The following is a 21,644-nucleotide window of genomic DNA, read 5'->3' as shown; positions in this document are numbered from 1 at the left end:
GAGCGCCATGAGGATAAGCGGTGAAAAAAATCGCTGTGTTCGCCGATGTCCAGAATCTCTATTACACCGTGCGCCAGGCCTATGGCTGCCATTTCAACTATGCCGCCCTGTGGGCCGATATCAGCCAGCAGGGACAGATAGTCGAGGCCTACGCTTATGCGATCGACCGGGGCGACAGCAAGCAGCAGCAGTTCCAGCAGATCCTGCGCAACCTGGGCTTCACGGTAAAACTCAAACCCTATATCCAGCGCAGCGACGGCTCGGCCAAGGGCGACTGGGACGTGGGTATCACCATCGACATCATGGACGCCGCGGCCCATGTCGACGAAGTGGTGCTGGCCTCCGGCGACGGCGATTTCGACCTGTTGCTCGAGCGCATCATCAGCAAGCATGGCGTCGAAGCGGTGGCCTATGGCGTGCCGGGGCTGACCGCCAATTCGCTGATTCGCGCGGCCACGCGCTACGTCCCGATCGAAGGCGCGCTACTGCTCAAAAACTGAGCTGACTATTTTTTGTACGGAGCTGGACAGGTTTGGAACGCATCGCAGTCATCGACTTTGAAACCACCGGGATCTCCCCGAGCAGCAGTTGCCGGGCCACGGAAATCGCCGTGGTGATCCTTGAGCAGGGGCGCATCGTCGAGCGTTACCAGAGCCTCATGAACGCCGGCGTGCGGGTGCCGGCCTTCATCGAACAACTGACCGGCATCAGCAACGCCATGCTGCGCGGCGCGCCGCCGGCCGAGCAGGTGATGAACGAGGTCAACGAGTTCGTCGGCACCACGCCGCTGCTGGCGCACAACGCTGCGTTCGACCAGAAGTTCTGGGACTACGAACTCGGCCGGATCAAGCGCACCCGCTTGCAGAACTTCGCCTGTTCCCTGTTGCTGGCCCGACGGCTGATGCCGGCGGCGCCCAACCACAAGCTCGGCACCCTCACCACGTTCGCCAGCCTGCCCCATACCGGCCAGGCTCACCGGGCCATGGCCGATGCGGAAATGGCCGCCAACCTCACCGCCCACCTGGCGCTGGAGCTGCGACAGAAACACGGGCTGCGCGAGCTGTCCCACGATTTCCTGTGCAAATTGCAGAAAGTGCCGGCCGCCAAGATCGGTGAACACCTCAAGCGCCATCGCGGCGCCTGACTCCTGTAGCCGCTGCCGCAGGCTGCGATAAGGCTCGAAGAGCCTTCCGAGGCCCTCAAGAGCGCGTCTCCTTAGGAGCCGATCGCAGCCTGCGGCAGCGGCTACAGATCGGTGCTGGGCGGGTTCACTTGCCGTTGCTCTCCAGATGCCCCAGCGGCACGCGCTGTTCGATGGCGCTGGAGAGCACGATCGAGGTCTTGCTGAACCCGTACTTCGCCACCCGGTTGATCAGCTCTTCCAGCTCCGGCATCGAGCCGACGGCGGCGCGCATGATCACGCACGGATCGCCGGTGACCCGCTGGCATTCGGTGAGTTGCGGGATCCGGCTCAGTTCGTCGTAGGCCTTCTGATTGCCGTGCTGGGCCATGCGCAGTTCGATCACACACTGGATCGGCAGCCCGAGCTTGGCCAGGTCGACCTTGGCCTGGTAACCGGTGATCACTCCGCTGGCTTCGAGTTTGGCCACCCGTTCGGCCACGGCCGGGGCGGAGAGGTTCACCTTGCGCGCCAGCTCGGCGTAGCTCGCCCGGCCATTTTCCAGCAGGGCGGCGAGGAGCATGCGGTCATATTTATCCATGATAAGGCTCCCAAACTCAGCGACTTTCGAAAGCATGGTTTATAGCCAGAATCTCCATGTTTTGAAAAGTGTACCGCTGCTTTAAACAGGTTTTGTAACTTAAGTTCCGCCGGCCGGCTTTCTAGAATAACCCTCTCCCTCGTCCTGTCTTCGAGCTCCCCATGCCTGGCCTACGCCGTTTTCCCTTGCCCCTGATTGCCGCCTTTTTTGCGTTGTACGTGATCTGGGGGTCGACCTACCTGGTGATCCGTATCGGTGTCGAATACTGGCCGCCGCTGATGCTCGCCGGCATCCGTTTCGTTATCGCCGGCAGCCTGATGTACGGCTTCCTGCGTTGGCGCGGGGCGCCGGCGCCGACCTGGGCGCAATGGCGGGCGGCGGGGGTGATCGGCATCCTGCTGCTGAGCTGCGGTAATGGCGCGGTCACTGTCGCCGAACACATGGGCGTGGCGTCCGGAGTGGCGGCCCTGGCGGTGGCCACGGTGCCGCTGTTCACCCTGTTGTGCGGTTACTTCTGGGGCGCGCGCAACACTCGCCTGGAATGGGCCGGGATCGTCCTCGGGCTGATCGGCATCGCCATGCTCAACCTCGGCTCCAACCTGCAGTCGAGCCCGACCGGCGCGGCCTTGCTGGTGTTCGCGGCGGCGGCCTGGGCCTTCGGTTCGGTGTGGAGCAAGCACCTGCCGTTGCCGCAAGGGGCGATGGCCAGCGCCGTCGAGATGCTGGTGGGCGGCGTGGTGCTGCTGATCGGTAGCTGGTTGAGCGGCGAGCAACTGGCCGCCGTTCCGCCGATCGAAGGCTGGGCAGCCCTGGCGTACCTGATAGGTTTCGGCTCGATCATCGCCTTCAACGCCTACATGTACTTGCTCAAGCATGTGCGTCCGGCGGCGGCCACCAGCTATGCCTACGTCAACCCGGCGGTAGCGGTGCTGCTGGGGATCGTGTTTGTCGGCGAGACCATCGGCCTGGAGGAGGCGCTGGCGATGGTGGTGATCATCAGTGCCGTGGTGTTGATTGGCCTGCCGCAGTGGCGCAAGCCAAAAGCCGCCGCGATACAGGAAGAAGCCACCGCTTGAAGTGACCGGTTGGCGCACGATCAAAAACGCCGGGCATTGCCCGGCGTTTTTTGTTCCAGCCAGCCGTAATCAGGCCGGGTTGAACAGCATCACCAGCGGTATCAGCGCCACGACGAAGGCCAGCATGAACAGCAGGCTGATCCCGGCGACGCGCCACAACGAGAAGAAAGGCCCCTTGCTGAGTTTGTGTTCGATAACGACTGGACCGAAGAGCTGGCGTGCGTAGGTGTTCATTGCAAAAATCGGTGGCAGTACGAAGACCACGGCTGGAACGCTTTCCGGTAGCACCGCGCCCAGCACCATCATCAGGATGAGCAGGCCGATACCGATGTACCAGGCCTTCTTCACTTCGCTTTCACGGCCGAGCGCCTTGAGGTTGGCGGCGATCATGTAGGACCCCGCCACGGAAGTGCCGAGGAAGGTGGCAAGGCCGACAGCGTTGATGCTGTACAGGCGCAATGGCGCAGTCGCCGCCGGGGTCTGCAATTCGGCGGTCGGTGTCTGGAAGGGGTTGGGCGTATCCATACAGGTCAGGCTCCTGGATCTTCAAAGGTGCAATAGGGAAAAAAGGGACTGAATTCTCCTCCCGTACCTCAAGGCGCGTCCACCCGCATTCTTCATGCCCGCCAGTTGGCGACCTGTTGCGGGGCAACTCGTCAGCCCGAAAGAAACCCGCCTGAATTAGGGTAAACTGCCGCCCATTGCACACCTGCGCTGACAATTTCCCTACGGTATCCCCATGACATTCGCCACTCTTGGCCTGATCGAACCCTTGCTGCGCGCCCTCGAAACGCTTGGCTACCAGACCCCGACACCGGTGCAGGCGCAAGCCATTCCGGCGGTGCTGGGCGGTCGCGACCTGATGGCCGCGGCCCAGACTGGCACTGGCAAGACCGCCGGCTTCGCCTTGCCGCTGTTGCAGTTGCTGGCCATGGAAGGGCCGAAAGTCACCGCCAACTCAGTGCGCGCCCTGATTCTGGTGCCGACCCGCGAGCTGGCCGAACAGGTGCACGAAGCGGTGCGCCAGTACGCCGAGAACCTGCCGCTGCGCACTTACGCGGTGTACGGCGGCGTCAGCATCAATCCGCAAATGATGAAGCTGCGCGGCGGCGTTGACCTGCTGGTGGCCACGCCGGGCCGCCTGCTCGATCTGTTCCGCCAGAACGCGTTGAAGTTCAACCAGTTGCAGACCCTGGTGCTGGACGAAGCCGACCGCATGCTCGACCTGGGCTTTTCCGAAGAGCTGGCGAACATTTATCGCGCCCTGCCGAAAAAGCGTCAGACCCTGCTGTTCTCCGCGACCTTCTCCGATGACATCCGCCTGCTGGCCGGGCAGATGCTCAACGACCCGCTGAGCATCGAAGTCAGCCCGCGCAACGTTGCCGCCAACACCGTCAAGCAATGGGTGGTGACGGTGGACAAGAAGCGCAAGCCGGAGCTGTTCAGCCACCTGCTGCGCAAGAACCGCTGGAAGCAGGTGCTGGTATTCGCCAAGACCCGCAACGGTGTGGACGCGCTGGTGGAAAGGCTGCAGGGCCAGGGCGTGAACGCCGACGGCATCCATGGCGACAAGCCCCAGGCTACCCGCCAGCGGGCGCTGGACCGCTTCAAGGCCAGCGAGATCCAGATCCTGGTGGCCACCGATGTCGCGGCCCGTGGCCTGGACATCGAGGACTTGCCGCTGGTGGTCAACTTCGACCTGCCGATCGTCGCCGAGGATTACATCCACCGCATCGGCCGCACCGGCCGCGCCGGCTCCACCGGTGAGGCGATCTCGCTGGTGTGCGCCGATGAAGTGAACCTGCTGTCGGCCATCGAGATGTTGACCCGCCAGACCCTCAAGCGCCACGACGAGCCGGACTTCATCCCGGAGCACCGGGTGCCGGAAACCGACGCCAGCGGCCAGGTGATCAAGAAACCGAAAAAGCCGAAGAAACCCAAGACTTCCGGCGGTGGCGGCAAGCGCAACCTGGGCAAGTGGGTGGACAGTGGCGAAGTGGCCGAAGCCCCGACGGTGAAACCGGTGCGCAAGGTGCCGGCGTTCAACACCGGGCCGCGCAAGCGCAAGCCGTAAGCCAGAGGCCAACACCGCCCCTGTAGCCGCTGGCGCAGCCTGCGATCGAGGACGCAGTCCTCGTAAAACCAAACGACCCGGTTCTTCTGGAGAAGCCGGGTCGTTTGCTTTGGCGGCCGCTGCGCGGCCGTTCGCAGCCTCGCTTCGCTCGGCAGCGGCTACAGGGCGTAGGCCGGGTTCAGGCCTTTTCCCGCAACCACTCGAGCATCCCCAACCCCGCTGCCCGCCCGCTGGCGAAACACGCGGTGAGCAGGTAGCCGCCGGTAGGCGCCTCCCAGTCGAGCATCTCCCCGGCGCAGAACACGCCGGGCAATTGCTTGAGCATCAGGCGTTGGTCCATGGCCTCGAACGTCACGCCGCCGGCGCTGCTGATGGCTTCGTCCAGGGGCCGGGTTTTCACCAGGGTCAACGGCAGGGCCTTGATCGCCTTGGCCAGCAGCGCCGGGTCGGCGAAGCAGTCGGCGCTGGTCAGTTCACGCAAGAGCGCGGCTTTTAACCCATCGATGCCCACCTGGCTGTGCAGGTGCTTGGCCATGGAGCGCGAGCCCCGTGGCTTGCTCAGCGCGGCCTGGATCCGGTCATGGGGTTTGCCCGGCAACAGGTCGATATGCACGGTGGCGGTGCCGTGCTTGTTGATTGCCTCGCGAATCGGCGCCGACAGCGCGTAGATCAGGCTGCCCTCGATCCCGGTGGTGGTGATCACGCACTCGCCGAGGCGGGGGATGTCGTCGTTCAGGCCAATGGCCACATTCTTCAGCGGGGCACCGGCGAACTTGCTGCGCAGAAGATCGCTCCAGTCCTGCACCTCAAACCCGCAGTTGCTCGGTTGCAGGGGCGCCAGTTGCACGCCGTGCTGCTCCAGCGGCAGCATCCAGGCGCCATCCGAACCCAGGCGCGACCAGCTGCCACCGCCCAGCGCCAGCAACAGGGCGTCGGCCTGAACCGATTTTTCGCCTTCCGGGCTGTGGATGCGCAGGCTGCCATCGACATTCCAGCCGAGCCAGCGATGGCGGGTGTGGATAACCACGCCGGCATCGCGCAGACGCTTGAGCCAAGCGCGCAGCAGCGGCGCGGCTTTCATGTCGGTGGGGAACACCCGGCCCGAGCTGCCGACGAACGTCTCGATGCCCAGGCCGTGAATCCATTGGCACAACGCTTCGCTGCCGAACTCGCGCAACAGCGGGGCAATCTGTGGGGCCCGTTCGGCATAACGCGAGAGGAAGGCCGGGTAGGCCTCGGAATGGGTGATGTTCATGCCGCCGACCCCGGCCAGCAGGAACTTGCGGCCTACCGATGGCATGCCGTCGTAGAGATCGACGCGCAGGCCCGCCAGGCTCAGCACCTCGGCCGCCATCAGGCCGGCGGGGCCACCACCGATAATGGCGACGTGATGGGGCAGGGTGGTGCGGGATAAGGTCATGGCGGGCGGCGGCGTGGCGGAATAAGCCGGGCATTCTACCCGAGGCCGGCCCGTCGCCAATGCTCCATGCGTCCCGCAGCGGCTTATGCAGGGGGCTGATCAAAAAACGTTCAGTGCTCTGCAGGGCTTGTATCCCATGGGCTGCAGAGGCTTGCGCTCAGGTTATCCACAAGCGGCTCCACAGAGATTGGGGGTAAGGCGCCCATTTTTTGATGACAACCTGATGACGCGACAGCCCCCGTTTCCGTAGCCGCTGTCGCAGGCTGCGATAGGTCCGCAGGACCTCCAGCGCCAGTGCCGACGCCAGCGAGCGTTCCGGTCGATCGCCGCCTGCGGCAGCGGTTACAGGCGTTGGTCGAAAAATGATCAGTGGGCTGGAGGGCTTGTATTGCCTGGCCTCCAGCGGCTTACGCGCAGGTTATCCACAAGCGGCTCCACAGCGGTTGGGGGTAAGACGCCCACCTTTTGATGACAACCTGATGACGCGACCGGTCCCCGTTTCCGTAGCCGCTGCCGCAGGCTGCGATAGGTCCGCAGGACCTCCAGCGCCAGTGCCGACGCCAGCGAGCGTTCCGGTCGATCGCCGCCTGCGGCAGCGGTTACAGGCGTTGGTCGAAAAATGATCAGTGGGCTGGAGGGCTTGTATTGCCTGGCCTCCAGCGGCTTACGCGCAGGTTATCCACAAGCGGCTCCACAGCGGTTGGGGGTAAGACGCCCATCTTTTGATGACCATCTGATGACGCGGCCGGCCCCCGTTTCCGTAGCCGCTGCCGCAGGCTGCGATAGGTCCGCAGGACCTCCAGCGCCAGTGCCGACGCCAGCGAGCGTTCCAGTCGATCGCCGCCTGCGGCAGCGGCCATAGGTGTTGGTCGAAAAATGAGCAGCGGGCTGGAGGGCTTGTACTGCCTGGCGTGCAGCGGCTTACGCGCAGGTTATCCACAAGCGGCTCCACAGTGGTTGGGGGTAAGACGCCCATTTTTTGATGACAACCTGATGATGCGGCGGCGCTCATTTTTCAATGGCAACCCAATGACGTCCACACCCGTTGCGCGCTGTGGTGGAGGATGCCGTGGCGCCGGGCCAGGGCCTGGCGGTCCTTGCTGTAGCCACCGCCGATCACCCCCAGCACCGGGATGTCGCGGCCCAGGCAATGGCGCATCACCTGTTCGTCGCGGGCGGCGACGCCCTGGTCGGTCAGCTTCAGGTAACCCAGGGCATCGTCCTGGTGCACATCCACCCCGGCGTCGTACAGCACCAGGTCCGGCTGGTACAGCGGCAGCAGGTAATTGAGGGCATCGTCGACCACCTTCAGGTAGTCGGCGTCGCCCATGCCCATCGGCAGGGGGATGTCCCAGTCGCTGGTGGCCTTGCGCGCCGGGAAGTTTTTTTCGCAGTGCAGCGAGACAGTCACGGCGTCCGGGGTATGTTCGAGAATCCGCGCGGTGCCGTCGCCCTGGTGCACGTCGCAGTCGAAGATCAGCACCCGGCCGACCCGACCGGCTTCCAGCAGGTAATGGCTGATCACCGCCAGGTCGTTGAAGATGCAGAAGCCCGCCGGGTGGTCGTAGTGGGCGTGATGGGTGCCGCCGGCCAGGTGACAGGCCAGGCCATGCTCCAGGGCCTGTTCGGCGGCCAGCAACGAGCCGCCGACGGCGCGCACGGTGCGCCGGGCCAGGGCTTCGTTCCAGGGCAGGCCGAGGCGCCGCTGGTCTTCCCGCGACAACTCGCCGGCCATATAGCGTTCGATATACCCAGGGTCGTGGGCCAGGGCGAGAATTTCCCTGGGGCACAGCTCCGGGCGCAGCAGGTCGGCATCGCGGGTCAGGCCGCTGTCCACCAGGTGGTCGCGCAGCAAGCGAAACTTGTCCATGGGGAAGCGGTGCTCCGCCGGGAACTCAGGGCTGTAGTCGTCGTGGTAGATCAGCGGCAGTGGCATGGCAATTTCATGTAGGAATCCGAAAAGGATCCTACCAGCGATGTAGACTGGCACGCATGGAAATGGAGGGGACGATGGAGCCGATACTGCAACTCGAAAGTGCTCGACTGCTGTTGCGCCAGTGGCGCGACGAGGATTTGCCGGCGTTCGCGGCGATGTGTGCCGATCCGCAGGTGATGCGTTATTTTCCGGCCCCTTTGAGCCGCCTGGAAAGCGCCGCGCTGATCGGTCGGATCCGTGGGCATTTCGCCGAGCACGGTTTTGGCACGTGGGCGCTGGAGCGTAAGGATACCGGGGCCTTTATCGGTTTTACCGGGCTGGGCGTGGTGGGCTTCGAGGCGCCGTTCACCCCGGCGGTGGAAATCGGCTGGCGCCTGGCGCGCGAGCACTGGGGCCTGGGCTATGCCAGCGAAGCGGCCTGGACCGCGTTGCGCTGTGGCTTCGATCGCCTGGCCCTGAAGGAGATCGTCGCCTTCACTACCACCAGCAACCTGCCGTCGCAGAAAGTCATGCAGGCCATCGGCATGCAACACGCTGCGGACGACGATTTCGATCACCCAAAGCTCGGCAGCGAGCATCCGCTGCGTCATCATGTGCTGTATCGCATCAACCGCGAACAATGGTTGGAAACCTTGCATGGATAGCAGGTCGGGGGCATCTGGAGTGTGCCCATGTGTGTGAACCCGATTGAATCGACCGCGGCAGCGAAGACTGCGCGGCATTGCTCTGTGTGAGGAGAGTCTGAATGAGCCACGTGTTGGATGATCTGGTCGACCTGTTGACCCTGGAACCGATCGAGGAAAACCTGTTTCGCGGTCGCAGCCAGGACCTGGGTTTCCGCCAGCTGTTCGGCGGCCAGGTGTTGGGTCAGTCCCTGTCCGCGGCCAGCCAGACTGTCGAAGAGGCCCGCCATGTGCATTCGCTGCACGGTTATTTCCTGCGCCCGGGCGACGCGGCGTTGCCGGTGGTGTACCAGGTCGATCGGGTGCGCGATGGCGGCAGTTTCAGCACCCGCCGGGTGACGGCGATCCAGAAGGGCAACCCGATCTTCACCTGCAGCGCCTCGTTCCAGTACGACGAGGAAGGCTTCGAGCACCAGGACACGATGCCCCAGGTGGTCGGCCCGGAAAACCTGCCGTCGGAGCTGGAGATCACCCAGCAGCGCGCGCACCTGATCCCTGAGCACATGCGCGAAAAACTGCTGTGCCCCAAGCCCATCGAAGTGCGCCCGGTCACCGAGAAAGACCCCTACAACCCGCAGCCGGCGGACCCGATCAAATACGTCTGGTTCCGCGCCGACGGCAGCCTGCCGGACATTCCCGCGCTGCATAAATACCTGCTGGCCTACGCCTCGGACTTCGGCCTGCTGACCACCTCTATGCTGCCCCACGGCAAGTCGGTGTGGCAGAAGGACATGCAGGTCGCCAGCCTCGACCACGCGCTGTGGTTCCATGCCGACCTGCGCGCCGACGACTGGCTGCTGTATGCCATGGACAGCCCGTGGGCCGGCAATTCCCGCGGTTTCTCCCGTGGCAGCGTGTTCAACCGCGCCGGCCAGCTGGTGGCGTCGGTGACCCAGGAAGGCCTGATCCGCCACCGCAAGGACTGGGCATGAGCCTGGCCGAGGTTCGGCATTGGGTGTTCGACATGGACGGCACCCTGACGGTGGCCGTGCATGATTTTGCGGCCATCCGCGAAGCGCTGGGGATCCCGCCGGAGCACGACATCCTGACCCACCTCGCGGCTTTGCCCGCCGCCGAAGCCGCGGCGAAACACGCCTGGCTGCTGGAGCACGAACGCGACCTGGCGCTGGGTTCGCGCCCGGCGCCGGGGGCGGTGGAGCTGGTGCGGGAGCTGGCGGCGCGGGGCTATCGCCTGGGCATACTGACCCGCAATGCGCGGGAGCTGGCCCATATCACCCTAGAGGCCATCGGCCTGGCCGACTGCTTTGCCGTCGAAGACGTGTTGGGGCGCGACGAAGCGCCACCCAAGCCTCACCCGGGCGGCTTGCTGAAGCTGGCCGCGACCTGGGCGGTGGCGCCCGCCGAGATGGTGATGGTCGGCGACTACCGCTTCGACCTTGACTGCGGTCGCGCGGCGGGCACCCATACGGTGCTGGTCAACCTGCCGGATAACCCGTGGCCGGAGCTGGCCGACTGGCATGCCGAGGATTGCGTGGTCCTGAAGCAGATGCTTTTGGCCTGAGATCCATCGCGAGCTTGCTGATCTCACGCTGTTTATTGGCCGAGCTTATTGGCCGAACAATGCCTTCTGCCCCTCGGGCGAAGTGAACATCTTGTCGCCGTCATGCCCGACCCCGGGCACTTCGATCAATTGCTGTTGCAATCCCTGGGGATGGCGCTGTTTCAGGTAGTTGAAATAGTTGTGCCCGCGAATCAAGCGGTAGGCGCCCTGGGCCTCGGCGGCGCAGCTGGTGTCCAGCGCCGGGTGGTGCGGGTCGGTGTCCTGTTTGCCCAGCAGGTAGGTGATATCGCGCTTGACGTAGCTCTGTTCCAGTTGCTGCGCGGTCTGGCCGGCGGCGTAGGCCGGCAGCTTGAGCAGGCCGTACTTCCAGTGGTTGAAACCGGGGCACGCGCCGGCATCGACCTTCACCGGGCGCTGCTCGTCGAAGTAGGCATAGGACGACGGGTTGGCGATGACGTAGCGCAGCTTGATGCCGTCATCCTCCAGGCCCGGATGGTGCTGGCCGAGCAGGGCGAAACGCTGCACCACCTGGGCGCCACCGGAGTGGCCGGCGATGACGATCTCGGTCAGGGCCGGGAACTGCTGGCGATCGCTCAGCCGCGTGATGATCGCGTCCAGCACCGCATAGGAACTGACCGCCCTGGGCCCGCTGGACGGCTCGCCGGCCATCCAGTCATTGCCCTGCCAGCGCAGCAGCGAACCGGGTAGTGGGTGACGCTCGATATCGCTCTGGTTGAGAAACTGCGGGGCGACCACCAGGGTGGACGCGCTTTGCCCGGCCTGGCTGGCGGCCTGTTCGGCGCTTTGCAGGTAGGTCTGGGCATTACGCAGGCGCCCGTGGACGATGATCAGCGCCCGCTGGACCTCGGGCAGCGGCCGCTGCCAGTCCTGGCTCAGGCCGATGGCCAGTTCGCCGCCTTCGAGGTTCAGCCGCGCGGGACTGATCGTCTTGACGCCATTTTCCGCTGCCTGCGCGCCGGCGCAGATCATCCATAACGTGAGCAGCACCAGTACCCGGCGCATTACAGACTCTTCGCCGCGAAGGTGTCGCACTGGCCGACTTGGCCTTGAGTGAAACCGGCCTTGAACCAGCGCACCCGTTGCGCCGAGCTGCCATGGGTAAAGGAGTCCGGTACCACGCGGCCCTGGCCTTGCTGTTGCAGGCGGTCGTCACCGATGGCGTTGGCGGCGTTCAGGGCCTCTTCGATATCCCCTGGCTCCAGCCAGTTCAGGCGTTTCTGCGCATGGTTGGCCCAGACACCCGCCAGGCAGTCGGCCTGCAGTTCCTGGCGTACCAGCAGGCCGCCGTCGCCTTCCATCTGCCGGCCTTGTTGGCGGGCCGCCTGGATCTTCGCCGAGACGCCGAGCAGGGTCTGTACGTGGTGGCCGATTTCGTGGGCGATCACGTAGGCCTGGGCGAAGTCGCCGGCGGCCGAGAAGCGCTGGTCCATCTCGCGGAAGAAGTCCATGTCCAGGTACACCTGCTGATCGGCCGGGCAATAGAACGGGCCGGTGGCGGAGGTCGCCGAGCCGCAGGCGGAGTTCACCCGGCCACGGAACAGGATGAGCTTGGGTTGCTGATAGGCGCGTCCGGCCTGTTGGAAGATCTGGCCCCAGGTGTCTTCGGTGTCGCCGAGGATGGAGCGCACGAATTCCGCCTGCTCGTCGTTGGCCGGCGGCGCCTGGCGGGTCTGCTGGGTGGTGGCGGGCGCCGAGGACTGGTCCATCTGCCCGGCGAGCTGCCCGAGGATTTGCAACGGGTCCTGGCCGGTGACCCAGCCGATGCCGACGATCAGGATAATGGCGGTCAGGCTCAGGCCCTTGCCGCCGCCAAAGCGCAGACCGCCGCCTCCACCGCCGCCACTGTCATCGCGAGCATCCACCACGTTGTCGCTGCGCCGTCCTTTTTTCCAAAGCATGGGTGAATCCTCGTTCTAATTTGCTGATCAGTGTTGCTGGTGAGTAGGGCAGACGCCAGTCCGGTCGTCAGCCTTTTGCATGCACGCTACCATTGCCCGCAGCCGCATCGATCCTGTCGCGACACATCCGGGGCCTCCTTTGAACATCGATACCCGCATCAAATTCCGTCACCTCGTATGTTTTCTTGAAATGTCTCGCCAGGGCAGCCTGGCGCGGGCGGCGGATGTGCTTGCGGTAAGCCAGCCGGCGATGTCGAAAACCCTCAAGGAACTGGAAGAACTGCTCGACACCCGGCTGTTCGCCCGGAGCAAGGCCGGGCTCAGCCTGACCGAGGCCGGCATGGCCTTTCTGCGTTACGCCGGGCCCTCGGTGCAGGCCCTGCGCGAGGGAGTGAACACCTTGCGTGGCGGCGAATATGCCGCCGGCGTGGTGCGCTTGGGTGTACTTTCGACCGCCGAAAGCCTGCTGTTGCCGGAGGTGGTGCGGCGCCTGCACGAACGGCATTCGGCGCTGGTGGTGAGCGTGCTCACCGGCCCCAGCGCCTACCTGCTGTCGCAGTTGCGGGTCGGCGATGTCGACCTGGTGGTCGGGCGCATGACGGACAGCCCACAGATCCAGGGCCTGAGCTTCGAGCATTTGTACAGCGAGTCCATGACCCTGGTGGCGCGCCCCGATCATCCATTGCTGCACGGGCCGCTGGATCGGCATGCGCTGGAGCAGTATCCGCTGGTACTGCCGCTGGCCGGCACCACCATTCGCAAGTTCGCCGACAGCCTGTTCGTGCAGTGCGGCATCAGCCAGTCGCGCCAGCGCCTGGAAACCCTCTCGGTGGCCCTGAGCCGGCGTTATGCGCTGTCCAGCGATGCACTGTGGATCGCCCCGCTGGATGCGGTGCGCCTGGACCTGGCCAATGGCGAGCTGCGCGAGATCGACCTGGGGCAGCGCGAGCCGGGCGGCTCGGTGGGCATCTCCAGCAACGCCAGCCTGCCGCTGTCGCTGGCGGCGCAATGGTGCGTGGAGGTGCTGCGGGAGGTCGGGCAGGCCTATCGCGAGGGACGTTATCCCTAACCGTTTGGTTATGTTCTTGAGGGGGCTTTTCAATAGTCGTCGGGCTGCCGTTGTTTGAAACTGCGCGGGCTGCGCTCCATAAATCAAACAACAGGAGACCGACATGTCTGATGCAGACAGCAGTCGTTTCGTTATCCGTGACCGTAATTGGCATCCCAAGGCCCTGACCCCCGACTACAAGACCTCCGTGGCCCGTTCGCCACGCCAGGCGCTGGTGAGCATTCCGCAATCGCTGAGCGAAACCAGTGGCCCCGATTTCTCCCATCTGAAGACCGGGCGTTTCGATAACGACCTGCTGCTCAACTTCAATAACGGCGGCTTGCCGGTGGGCGAGCGAATCATCGTCGCCGGCCGGGTCTGCGATCAGTACGGCCAGCCGATTCCCCACACCCTGGTGGAGATGTGGCAAGCCAACGCCGGTGGTCGCTACCGGCACAAGAACGACCGCTACCTGGCGCCGCTGGACCCGAACTTCGGCGGTGTCGGCCGGGCCCTGACCGACCGTGACGGCTACTACAGCTTCCGTACCATCAAGCCCGGCCCTTACCCGTGGCGCAACGGCCCGAACGACTGGCGCCCGGCGCATATTCACTTCTCCATCAGCGGGCCGTCGATCGCCACGCGGTTGATCACCCAGCTGTATTTCGAGGGCGACCCGCTGATCCCGCTGTGCCCGATCGTCAAGTCGATCGCTAATCCGGAAGCGGTGCAGAGCCTGATCGCGCGGCTGGACATGAGCAGTGCCAACCCGATGGACTGCCTGGCCTATCGCTTCGACATCGTGTTGCGCGGCCAGCGCAAGACCCACTTCGAGAATTGCTGAGGAGCCCGCCATGCCTATCCAATTGCTGCCCGAAACCCCTTCGCAAACGGCCGGCCCTTATGTGCACATCGGCCTGGCGCTGGCCGCCGCGGGCAACCCGACCCGCAGCGACGAGATCTGGAACCGGATGGCCGGGCCCGACGCCCAGGGGGAAAAGATCCTGCTGATCGGCCATGTGTACGACGGCAACGGCCATCTGGTGCGCGACTCATTCCTCGAGTTCTGGCAAGCCAACCATGAGGGCGTCTACGACCCTGTGTTCGATTCGGAGAAAGCCTTCAACAGCTTCGGGCGCACGGCCACCACCTTCGATGCCGGCGAGTGGACGCTGCACACGGTCAAGCCGGGCGTGGTGAACAACGCCGCCGGGGTGCCGATGGCGCCGCACATCAACGTGGCGCTGTTCGCCCGGGGGATCAACATCCACCTGCACACGCGCCTGTATTTCGCCGACGAGCCGGAAGCCAACGCCGCCTGCCCGGTGCTGAACCTGATCGAGCAGCCGCAGCGGCGCGACACCCTGCTGGCGCATCCCTGTGACGTGGATGGGCAGCGGGCGTACCGCTTCGATATCCGCATCCAGGGGGAAGGGGAGACGGTGTTCTTCGATTTCTGATCTGTCATCCGTAACCGCGGGCGTCTCCTGCGGAGCCGATCGCAGCCTCGCGGGCTCGGCAGCGGCTACAGGGATTCCATGCTTTCTGTAGCCGCTGGCGCAGCCTGCGATCGGCTTCGCGGGAGTCGCAAGACCGGCCGCTGCGGTGGGGCAGATTGAACGCGGTCGCCCGTTTTGCGGGCGCTGCGCGCCCGATCGCAGCCTCGCGGGGCTCGGCAGCGGCTACAAGGGCTACGTGCGTTCTGTAGCCGCTGGCGCAGCTTGCGATAAGGTCCGCAGGGCCTTCAAGCGATCTCAAGAACCACACCCTTTTCGAAGTTGATTGCCGCCTTATTCGTAAGCGCTGGCGCCCGCGATGTGCCGACCGGCGATGTAGCCAAAGGTCAGCGCCGGGCCGAGATTGATACCGCCGGCGGGGTAGTGGCCGCCCATGATGCTGGCCATGTCGCTGCCGGCGGCGTACAGGCCGGCGATGGCCTGGCCTTGGCCGTCGAGCACCTGGGCGTGGGGGTTGACCTTGAGCCCGGCGAAGGTGCCGAAGCAGCCCGGCTGGACTTTCACCGCGTAGAACGGCCCCTGTTCGATGGGCGCCACGCACGGGTTGGGTTGCTGGCGCGGGTCGCCCTGCTTGCGGTTGTAGGGCGTCGAGCCCCGGCCGAACAGCGGGTCCTGGCCTTGTCGGGCATGCCGGTTGTATTCCGCCAGGGTGGCACGCAGGCCGTTCACCTCGATGCCGCAGGCCTGGGCCAGTTCCTCGATGCTCTCGCCGCGCTTCAGGTAGCCGCTGCGGATAAAGGGCGTCATCGGCACCGGGAAGGGCCGGGAGATGCCCAGGCCATAGCGGCGCTGGAAGCCGTGGCTGCAGATCAGCCACGACGCCACTTCTTCGCCCTCGGGCGCCGCCGCGACCATCGCTCGCACATAGTCGTAGTAACCGTCGGCTTCGTTGACGAAGCGTTGGCCGTTGCGCAAGACGCCGATGATCCCCGGCTTGCCGCGCTCGATGATGTGCGGGAAATGCCCGCGGCTGCCGTCCTGGTAGGGCACCGCGGAAACCGGGGCCCAAGCCACGGGGGATTCCATGTCGGTATCGACCCTGGCACCGACGCTTTCCCCCAGGCGCAAGCCGTCGCCCGAGACCGCCAGCGGCGGCAGGGCCAGATGCTCGTGGCCGGTGGGCGTGCGTGGGAACAGTGCCTTGCGCCGCTCGATGTCGTTGGCGAAGCCACCGGCCGCCAGCACCACCGCTTTGCGGGCGCGGATACGAATGGGCCCCCGGGTGGCGCTGCTGACAATCGCCCCGGTCACCGCGTCGCCGTCGCGCAGCAATTCGGTGACCGGCGCCGATTCCCAGAGCAGTACGCCAAGGTCCTGCGCCGACTTGGCCAGGCGCGCCACCAGCGCCACACCGTTGACCAGTTGCAGGGCGCGGCGGTGAGTGACGAGGTCGCGCAGGTGGCGAGCGACGCGTTTGCTCACGTGCCAGGCCGCCGGCAGCGAGCGACTCAGGTTGAGGAAGGCCGTCAGGTCGGCGCCGGCCATGATCGGCATGCCGATGAACGAGGTTTCGCGCATGGTCTTGCGCAGGCGCTTGAGCAGCGTGCCGACCTCGCGCCCATCGTAGGGCGCGGCGATCACCGAGCGTCCGCCAGTGCCGGCGCCCGGCGTATCGCCGTGGATATCGGCGATGGCGTTGCCGTCGGCGAATTGCAGCGCGGTATGGCGCTCGAAGAACGACACCATGCGCGGCCCGGCTTCGAGGAAGGCGTCGATCATAGCTGGCTGGTAGCGTTCGCCCAGTTCGTGTTTCAGGTAAGTGCGCGGCAGTTCCACGTCCTCGACTATGCCGGCCCGTCGCGCCAGCGGGTTGCACGGTACCCAGGCCCAGCCACCGGACCAGGCGGTGGCGCCGCCGAACACCGGGTCTTTCTCCACCACTATGACTTTCAGGCCATGCCAGGCCGCGGTCACGGCCGCCGAAAGGCCGGCGGCGCCGGAGCCGACGACCAGCACGTCGCAATCGATATCGGGGTGGTGCAGGGAGGCGGTGGCAGGCATGGAAGAAGCAACTCCGCTAAACGAACGATTATTGTTTTTGGAACTTGATTCCAAAAAATATACGGAGTCGAATAGTCGGCAGCAAGGCGAGGGCAGGATCATCTGCGCCGTGCCGAGGTTTTTATGGGCGGTTATCGAACGAGGCCGCGGTGTTTCCCATTGCGCCGGTTGTCACTAGAATCGGCCAAATTTCGTCTGGACCCGACCATGGCCGGCAGTCAAATCGAGCGCGTCTTCAGCGTTCTGGAAAGTCTTACCAGCGACCCCCGGGGCCTGCCGATGCAGACCCTGGCCGAGCAGTTGGGCATCCCCAAAAGCGCCACCCACCGGCTGTTGGCGGAGCTGATCCGCCTGGGCTACGTGCGCCAGAACCCGGACAGCCTGCGTTATCACCTGTCGACCAAGCTGGTGGCCATGGGCTTTCGCTACCTCTCCAGCAGCGGCGCGGATATCGTCCAGCCGGTGCTCGACCGACTGGCCCAGGAAACCGGCGAGCTGGTGCGCCTCGGGGTGATCGAGGATGAGCGCCAGACCTGGATCGCCAAGTCCCAGGGCGCCCGTTCCGGATTGCGCTACGACCCCGACATGGGGCGCGAGGCGCCGTTGTTCTACACCGCTTCCGGGCATGCCTGGCTGGCCTGCCTGAGCGATGCCGAGGCGTTGTCGCTGGTGGAGCGCCAGGCGGCCGAGATCCCCGCGGACCTGGGCCCGAACGCGCCGCGCTCGAACATCGAACTGCTCGAACGCCTGCGCCTGGCTCGGGAACAGGGTTACGCCTGGGTCGAGGAAAGCTCGGCGGTGGGCACCTCGGCGGTGGCCGCGGTGGTGCGTCATCCGGTCGACGGCCGGGTGGTCGGAGTGCTGAGTATCGCCGGCCCCAGCGCGCGCATGCCGCTGGCGCGCCTGCATGAACTGGCGCCGCTGCTGTTGAAGTTCACCGACGAACTCTCGGCCGCCAGCCAGGCTTCCGAGCTCTTCAGCTGACCCTGTAGCCGCTGGCGCAGCCTGCGATCGGCTCCGCAGGAGCCGCAAAACCGCTCACTACGGGTGGGGCAGGCTGAACGCGGTCGCCTGTTTTACGGCCGCTGCGCGCCCGATCGCAGCTTCGCGGAGCTCGGCAGCGGCTACAGGGTTTCCCCGTTTTCTGTAGCCGCTGGCGCAGCCTGCGATCGGCTCCGCAGGAGCCGCAAAACCGCTCACTACGAGTGGGGCAGGCTGAACGCGGTCGCCTGTTTTACGGCCGCTGCGCGCCCGATCGCAGCCTTGCGGGGCTCGGCAGCGGCTACAAGGTTTCTTCGTTTTCTGTAGCCGCTGGCGCAGCCTGCGATCGGCTCCGCAGGAGCCGCAAAACCGCTCACTACGAGTGGGGCAGGCTGAACGCGGTCGCCTGTTTTACGGCCGCTGCGCGCCCGATCGCAGCCTCGCGGGGCTCGGCAGCGGCTACAAAGGTTTCCCCGTTTTCTGTAGCCGCTGGCGCAGCCTGCGATCGGCTCCGCAGGAGCCGCAAAACCGGCCACTGCGGTGGGGCAGGCCGAATACGGTCGTCTGTTTTGCGGCCGCTGCGCGCCCGATCGCAGCCTCGCGGGGCTCGGCAGCGGCTACAGGGTTTCCTCGTTTTCTGTAGGCGCTGGCGCAGTCTGCGATAAGGCTTGCAGGGCCTTTGCGATCTTAAGCCTTAAAGCTGTTCGCTGATCGGACACTATTTCGTTTTGCTCTTGTATGAAATTGGAACCGAGTTCTAAATAATTGAAATTTCGCGTTCCCATAACAATCACAAGAGGATCCCGCCTTGGACTCGCCTTTGCGCATTGCCTTGATCGGCGTCGGCAATATGGGCCAGCAGCATTACCAGCACCTCAAGACCCTCACCGAGGCCAGACTCTGTGCCGTGGTCGACCCCGGCCCGCAAGCCGCCGGGATCGCCGCGCAGTGGCAGGTGCCGTATTACCCCGACCATGGGCTGATGCTCGAACAGGCCCGCCCCGACGCCGTGATAGTCGCCAACCCGAACAACCTGCACGTCGGCACTGCCCTGGATTGCCTGGCGGCCGGTGTGCCGGTGCTGCTGGAGAAACCGGTCGGCGTGCACCTGGATGAAGCGCGCGAACTGGTGGCCGCGGTGAAAAGCAGCGGTGTTCCCGTGCTGGTGGGCCATCACCGTCGGCACAACCCGCTGATCGTCCGTGCCCATGCGCTGGTGCGGGGCGGGGCATTGGGCCGGTTGACCACGGTCACCGCGCTCTGGCAATTGCAGAAGCCCGACAGCTATTTCGAGATTCCCTGGCGTCGCGAGCCCGGGGCCGGGATGCTGCTGACCAACCTGATTCACGACCTCGACCTGCTGCGTCATCTGTGCGGCGAGGTGCATCAGGTGCAGGCCGTCACCAGCAACGCGGTGCGCGGTTTTGCCAACGAGGATTGCGCCGCCGTCCTGCTGCAATTCGCCAACGGCGCCCTGGGCAGCCTGACCGGTTCCGACGCCGTGGCGGCGCCCTGGAGCTGGGAGCTGGATTCCGGCGAGAACCCGGTGTACCCGCGCCAGGCCGACCAGCCGTGCTACCTCTTGGCTGGCACCGGTGGCGCCCTGAGCATTCCGCAACTCAAGCGCTGGCAGTACGCCGAGGCCGGCGCCGGCTGGCATCAGCCGCTGCTGGCGGTCGAGGAGCCTTTCACTGCTGCCGAGGCCCTGCGCCTGCAGTTGCAGCATTTCGTCAAAGTGGCGCAAGGCGAGGTCGAGCCGCTGGTCAGCGTGGCCGATGCGGCGCGGACCCTGGCGCTGATCGAGGCGATCCGTGAAGCGGCGGCGACCGGTCGCGCCTGTGCCCCGGCGCCGATCGAGGGATGAGCATGAGTGAACGCATTCTTTCCCTGGCCAGCCTCACGGTGCTGGAGATCTCGCCGCCGCAGATGGTCGAGGTGGCGGCCCGTGCCGGTTACAGCCACGTCGGTTTGCGCCTGGTGCCGGCGACGCCGCAGGAGCATCACTTTGCCCTGGTGGCCGATGCCGAGCTGCGCCGACAGACCCTCAGCCGCCTGCGCGACACCGGCGTCGGTGTGCTGGATGTGGAGATCCTGCGGCTTGAGCCGCACACCCGGATCGCGGATTTCGAGGCGGTGCTGGCGGTCGGCGCGGAGTTCGGCGCCAGCGAGCTGCTGGTGGCCGGCAACGATCCCGACGAGGCGCGCATGACCGAGCGCTTCGCCGAACTGTGCGACCTGGCGTCGATCTACGGCCTGCACCCGCACCTGGAGTTCATGCCCTGGACCGATGCACGCAACCTGCAGCAGGCGGTGCGGGTGGTGGAGAACGCCGGTCGCGACAACGCCGCGGTGCTGGTGGACGCATTCCACTTCGATCGCTCGGCCTCGCGCCTGGAGGATCTGGCAAAGGTCGCGCCGGCGCGGCTGCGTTATGCCCAGCTATGCGACGTGGTCGGTCCGCGCCCGGACGATATGCAGGAGATCCTGCGCCAGGCCCGCAACGAACGGCGTTTTCCCGGGGATGGCGATTGCGACCTGGCGGGGCTCTTGCATTGCCTGCCGGCCAACCTGCCGTTGAGCCTGGAGATCCCCACGGTGAAATTGCTCGAGCAGGGCGTCAGCGCCCTGGAGCGGGCACAGATGGCCCTGGACAAGACCCGGGCGTTGTTGGCCAGGATTTAATGGATAGCCCAGATAGCCCTATCGCGGGCAAGGACTGGGCGCCCAGCCCTTGCCCGCGAAGCTGTTTTTCTACAAACAAACCCTATCTTGAGAGACCCCGCGGATGACCCTCAGCACACCCCTTTCCGGTGTCAACCAGCCCTTCAAGGGTATCCTGCTGGTCGTCGTGGCGACCTTCCTGTTCGCCAGTCACGATGCCCTGTCGAAATACCTTTCGGGGTTCTATCCGATCATGATGGTGGTCTGGGCCCGCTACCTGGTTCATACCCTGCTGATGGCCGGGATCTTCCTGCCGCAATCGGGCCTGCGGGTGTTGCGCACCAAGCGGCCGTTGCTGCAAATAGCGCGGGCCTTGTGCCTGCTCGGCACCAGCCTGCTGTTCACCTCGGCGCTGCTGTTTATCCCGCTGGCGGAAGCCACGGCGGTCAACTTCCTGGCGCCGGTGCTGGTCACCGCGCTCTCGGTGCCGCTGCTGGGCGAGCGGGTCACGAAGGGCCAGTGGCTGGCGGTGATCTGCGGTTTTATCGGGGTGCTGATCATCGTTCACCCGGGTGGCGACCTGTTCACCCCGGCGGTGCTGCTGCCGTTCTGCTCGGCGCTGTTTTTCTGCTTCTACCAACTGCTGACCCGCAAGCTCGCCGAGCACGACAGCCCGACCACTAGTAACTTCTTCGCCGGCCTGTGCAACACCCTGGTGATGAGCGCACTGGTGCCGTTGTTCTGGCAGGTACCGAGCTTTGTCCATGGCGCGCTGATGCTGGCGCTGGGGGCCTGCGGCATGACCGCCCACCTGTTCCTGACCCAGGCCTTCCGCCACGCGGCGCCGGCGCTGCTGGCGCCGTTCGGCTATTGCCAGATCGTCTTCGCCGGGTTGCTGGGCTGGCTGTTGTTCAGCCATACGCCGCAGCCGATCACCCAATTGGGCATCGCGGTGATCTGCCTCAGCGGCCTGGCGGCTGCCTGGCAACAGCGGCAGCGCTGAGTGGCGTTGGCAGCGGGGGGACAACCGGTATCGACTGAGAGAAGGGGGGAGAAAAAAGCAGGCCCGGAACCGGGCCTGCGAG

21 protein-coding genes are annotated in these 21,644 nt (G+C 65.3%); 14 read left to right on the top strand and 7 right to left on the bottom strand.

Going from position 1 to position 21,644, the window contains the following annotated elements; translation table 11 throughout:
* Positions 1-20: 20 nt before the first annotated feature.
* Together CRO75_RS09695 and CRO75_RS09690 are read left to right on the top strand one after the other, a co-directional pair.
* Positions 21-500, top strand: a complete 480-nt coding sequence (locus tag CRO75_RS09695) for an NYN domain-containing protein (protein ID WP_062824504.1) — start codon at positions 21-23, stop codon at positions 498-500.
* A 32-nt stretch (positions 501-532) separates the two neighbouring features.
* On the top strand, positions 533-1,144 hold the full coding sequence (locus tag CRO75_RS09690; RefSeq protein ID WP_053281051.1) for a 3'-5' exonuclease: 612 nt from the start codon (positions 533-535) through the stop codon (positions 1,142-1,144).
* A 124-nt stretch (positions 1,145-1,268) separates the two neighbouring features.
* Here CRO75_RS09690 and CRO75_RS09685 read toward each other — a convergent pair whose 3' ends face one another.
* Complete coding sequence (locus CRO75_RS09685) at positions 1,269-1,721, bottom strand: Lrp/AsnC family transcriptional regulator (protein WP_007930752.1); 453 nt, start codon at positions 1,719-1,721, stop codon at positions 1,269-1,271.
* A 161-nt stretch (positions 1,722-1,882) separates the two neighbouring features.
* On the opposite strand from CRO75_RS09685, the gene yedA reads away from it, so the two are divergent.
* Positions 1,883-2,797, top strand: coding sequence for a drug/metabolite exporter YedA (gene yedA / locus CRO75_RS09680; RefSeq protein ID WP_087091905.1), 915 nt, complete (start codon positions 1,883-1,885; stop codon positions 2,795-2,797).
* A 69-nt stretch (positions 2,798-2,866) separates the two neighbouring features.
* On the opposite strand, the gene CRO75_RS09675 is transcribed toward yedA, so the two are convergent.
* A complete protein-coding gene (locus CRO75_RS09675) occupies positions 2,867-3,322 on the bottom strand; it encodes a hypothetical protein (protein ID WP_092420661.1) in 456 nt (151 codons plus the stop codon).
* Between the two features lie 214 nt (positions 3,323-3,536).
* On the opposite strand from CRO75_RS09675, the gene CRO75_RS09670 reads away from it, so the two are divergent.
* The gene (locus CRO75_RS09670; RefSeq protein WP_097135093.1) at positions 3,537-4,871 is read left to right on the top strand and encodes a DEAD/DEAH box helicase; all 1,335 of its coding nucleotides are present in this window, start codon (positions 3,537-3,539) and stop codon (positions 4,869-4,871) included.
* Positions 4,872-5,049: 178 nt separating this feature from the next.
* On the opposite strand, the gene CRO75_RS09665 is transcribed toward CRO75_RS09670, so the two are convergent.
* Together CRO75_RS09665 and CRO75_RS09660 are read right to left on the bottom strand one after the other, a co-directional pair.
* Positions 5,050-6,291, bottom strand: a complete 1,242-nt coding sequence (locus CRO75_RS09665) for a TIGR03862 family flavoprotein (RefSeq protein WP_097135092.1) — start codon at positions 6,289-6,291, stop codon at positions 5,050-5,052.
* A 1,015-nt stretch (positions 6,292-7,306) separates the two neighbouring features.
* A complete protein-coding gene (locus tag CRO75_RS09660; RefSeq protein ID WP_053262777.1) occupies positions 7,307-8,227 on the bottom strand; it encodes a histone deacetylase in 921 nt (306 codons plus the stop codon).
* A 74-nt stretch (positions 8,228-8,301) separates the two neighbouring features.
* On the opposite strand from CRO75_RS09660, the gene CRO75_RS09655 reads away from it, so the two are divergent.
* From CRO75_RS09655 to CRO75_RS09645, 3 genes are all read left to right on the top strand, one after another.
* A complete protein-coding gene (locus tag CRO75_RS09655) occupies positions 8,302-8,871 on the top strand; it encodes a GNAT family N-acetyltransferase (RefSeq protein ID WP_009045759.1) in 570 nt (189 codons plus the stop codon).
* 101 nt (positions 8,872-8,972) lie between these two features.
* The gene (gene tesB, locus CRO75_RS09650) at positions 8,973-9,842 is read left to right on the top strand and encodes an acyl-CoA thioesterase II (protein WP_007928905.1); all 870 of its coding nucleotides are present in this window, start codon (positions 8,973-8,975) and stop codon (positions 9,840-9,842) included.
* Positions 9,839-10,432, top strand: coding sequence for an HAD family hydrolase (locus tag CRO75_RS09645; RefSeq protein WP_097135091.1), 594 nt, complete (start codon positions 9,839-9,841; stop codon positions 10,430-10,432). Before tesB ends, CRO75_RS09645 begins: the two co-directional genes overlap by 4 nt.
* 45 nt (positions 10,433-10,477) lie before the next feature.
* Here CRO75_RS09645 and CRO75_RS09640 read toward each other — a convergent pair whose 3' ends face one another.
* Both CRO75_RS09640 and CRO75_RS09635 read right to left on the bottom strand, forming a co-directional pair.
* Positions 10,478-11,455: a hypothetical protein gene (locus tag CRO75_RS09640; RefSeq protein ID WP_097135090.1), complete on the bottom strand. Its 978-nt coding sequence runs from the start codon at positions 11,453-11,455 to the stop codon at positions 10,478-10,480.
* Entirely contained in the window at positions 11,455-12,351 is an 897-nt protein-coding gene (locus CRO75_RS09635; RefSeq protein ID WP_007928902.1) for a neutral zinc metallopeptidase, read from the bottom strand. The genes CRO75_RS09640 and CRO75_RS09635 overlap by 1 nt, the downstream gene beginning before the upstream one ends.
* 139 nt (positions 12,352-12,490) lie before the next feature.
* Here CRO75_RS09635 and pcaQ point away from each other — a divergent pair, with 139 nt between their 5' ends.
* From pcaQ to pcaG, 3 genes are all read left to right on the top strand, one after another.
* Positions 12,491-13,420, top strand: coding sequence for a pca operon transcription factor PcaQ (gene pcaQ / locus CRO75_RS09630; RefSeq protein ID WP_097135089.1), 930 nt, complete (start codon positions 12,491-12,493; stop codon positions 13,418-13,420).
* A gap of 103 nt (positions 13,421-13,523) precedes the next feature.
* Positions 13,524-14,243 (top strand): protocatechuate 3,4-dioxygenase subunit beta, encoded by a 720-nt coding sequence (pcaH, locus tag CRO75_RS09625; protein ID WP_009050995.1) that lies wholly within the window; start codon positions 13,524-13,526, stop codon positions 14,241-14,243.
* 10 nt (positions 14,244-14,253) lie between these two features.
* Complete coding sequence (pcaG, locus tag CRO75_RS09620; protein WP_009045754.1) at positions 14,254-14,859, top strand: protocatechuate 3,4-dioxygenase subunit alpha; 606 nt, start codon at positions 14,254-14,256, stop codon at positions 14,857-14,859.
* Positions 14,860-15,189: 330 nt separating this feature from the next.
* Here pcaG and CRO75_RS09615 read toward each other — a convergent pair whose 3' ends face one another.
* On the bottom strand, positions 15,190-16,917 hold the full coding sequence (locus CRO75_RS09615) for an FAD-dependent oxidoreductase (RefSeq protein WP_097135088.1): 1,728 nt from the start codon (positions 16,915-16,917) through the stop codon (positions 15,190-15,192).
* A 207-nt stretch (positions 16,918-17,124) separates the two neighbouring features.
* Here CRO75_RS09615 and CRO75_RS09610 point away from each other — a divergent pair, with 207 nt between their 5' ends.
* The 4 genes from CRO75_RS09610 to CRO75_RS09595 all read left to right on the top strand — a co-directional run bounded on the left by CRO75_RS09610 (position 17,125) and on the right by CRO75_RS09595 (position 21,562).
* Complete coding sequence (locus CRO75_RS09610) at positions 17,125-17,901, top strand: IclR family transcriptional regulator (RefSeq protein ID WP_097135087.1); 777 nt, start codon at positions 17,125-17,127, stop codon at positions 17,899-17,901.
* A gap of 805 nt (positions 17,902-18,706) precedes the next feature.
* Entirely contained in the window at positions 18,707-19,762 is a 1,056-nt protein-coding gene (locus CRO75_RS09605) for a Gfo/Idh/MocA family oxidoreductase (RefSeq protein WP_097135086.1), read from the top strand.
* Positions 19,763-19,764: 2 nt separating this feature from the next.
* Positions 19,765-20,580 (top strand): sugar phosphate isomerase/epimerase, encoded by an 816-nt coding sequence (locus CRO75_RS09600; RefSeq protein ID WP_097135085.1) that lies wholly within the window; start codon positions 19,765-19,767, stop codon positions 20,578-20,580.
* Positions 20,581-20,683: 103 nt separating this feature from the next.
* Positions 20,684-21,562: a DMT family transporter gene (locus CRO75_RS09595; protein WP_097135084.1), complete on the top strand. Its 879-nt coding sequence runs from the start codon at positions 20,684-20,686 to the stop codon at positions 21,560-21,562.
* Positions 21,563-21,644: the final 82 nt, after the last annotated feature.

It is taken from the genome of Pseudomonas sp. LAMO17WK12:I10, assembly GCF_900215185.1.
Lineage (GTDB): Bacteria > Pseudomonadota > Gammaproteobacteria > Pseudomonadales > Pseudomonadaceae > Aquipseudomonas > Aquipseudomonas chlororaphis.
This window is presented reverse-complemented; position numbering and strand designations above follow the sequence as displayed.